This window comes from Hymenobacter metallilatus (genome assembly GCF_003944705.1).
GTDB lineage: Bacteria > Bacteroidota > Bacteroidia > Cytophagales > Hymenobacteraceae > Hymenobacter > Hymenobacter metallilatus.
In genome coordinates this window covers 1-923 of the sequence record NZ_RWIS01000030.1, presented here as the reverse complement: position 1 = coordinate 923, position 923 = coordinate 1, and the positions used below count along the sequence as shown (strand labels likewise).

Below are 923 nucleotides of genomic sequence, written 5' to 3'. Positions count from 1 at the left end.
CGGTGCGCCGTGCTGGTGCGCAAGACCTGCTCGTTCAGTCGCTGCTTGGCCATGCACCACGTGCGCATTCAACTCGTCATTGACGAGCACAACCGACGATGCACCACAGCTTAGACCACCACCTTTTAAGGTATATGAGTGCTGCTAATTAAACCAACGCCTCGCTGCAAATATTTTTCGCCACATCCCTTTTTCTTTCTTTAAGAAATAGGCTACTCCTCCACCACATCCTCCAGCACAATTATGATCCATTTGAATGTAAGCTTTAGTGCTATCCTGCGAAAACAAAGGCAGTGAAAAGCGAAAATAATCCAAATGTTCTTTTGGCCAAGCTCGGTTTTCTTTATCCTGTAACCAGAAAAAGTCGTCTGCAGCAAATAATGTAGTATCAACCAATCCAGTATGCTGATTTTGGTGCTGCTGAATCAGAAAAAGTGAGTCTCGCTGACTAAAAAAAGGTATACCCTGATGTTTGTAGTATAATAGCTGGCGCAGAGTAATATCAAAAGTTTTAGGGAGAGCTGGAACATTACTTTTCGGATAGTCCGTTATAAGATTCACCGGACGCAAGTGAGATACAATGGGTTTGCTATAACTCCCTTTGCTGGAAAGCAGAAAACTATCTTGAACGAGTAAAGACCTGATTAGACGCATTGTGGCTTTATCAACCATCTTTAGCGGCTTCGCCTTTTTACTATCGACAGATGTGCATGCCTGCATATACAGGCATAAAGCAGCAGCTACTATACTATTAATTATTCTCTTTATTAGCATTGCAGAAACTAGTGAAAAAACCGGCGGTGGTCTAAAGCGTGGTTTTGCTATCTTGTGAGATGCTACACACGCCCCTCACCTGCGCTAAATGCGGAAGCACGGCCTTGCGCAAAAATGGTCATAGCCACGGTCAGGCGAAGTACCTGTGC

Annotated in this window: 2 protein-coding genes; one reads left to right on the top strand and one right to left on the bottom strand. The window is 44.3% G+C overall.

All coding sequences use genetic code 11. The annotated features are described in order from the left end of the window. Positions 1 to 144 precede the first annotated feature (144 nt). Entirely contained in the window at positions 145 to 672 is a 528-nt protein-coding gene (locus EI290_RS22205) for a hypothetical protein (RefSeq protein ID WP_148103660.1), read from the bottom strand. Between the two features lie 161 nt (positions 673 to 833). Here EI290_RS22205 and EI290_RS23115 point away from each other — a divergent pair. Next, on the top strand, positions 834 to 923 hold a 90-nt coding region (locus tag EI290_RS23115; protein WP_449404934.1), incomplete at its 3' end, for a transposase-like zinc-binding domain-containing protein.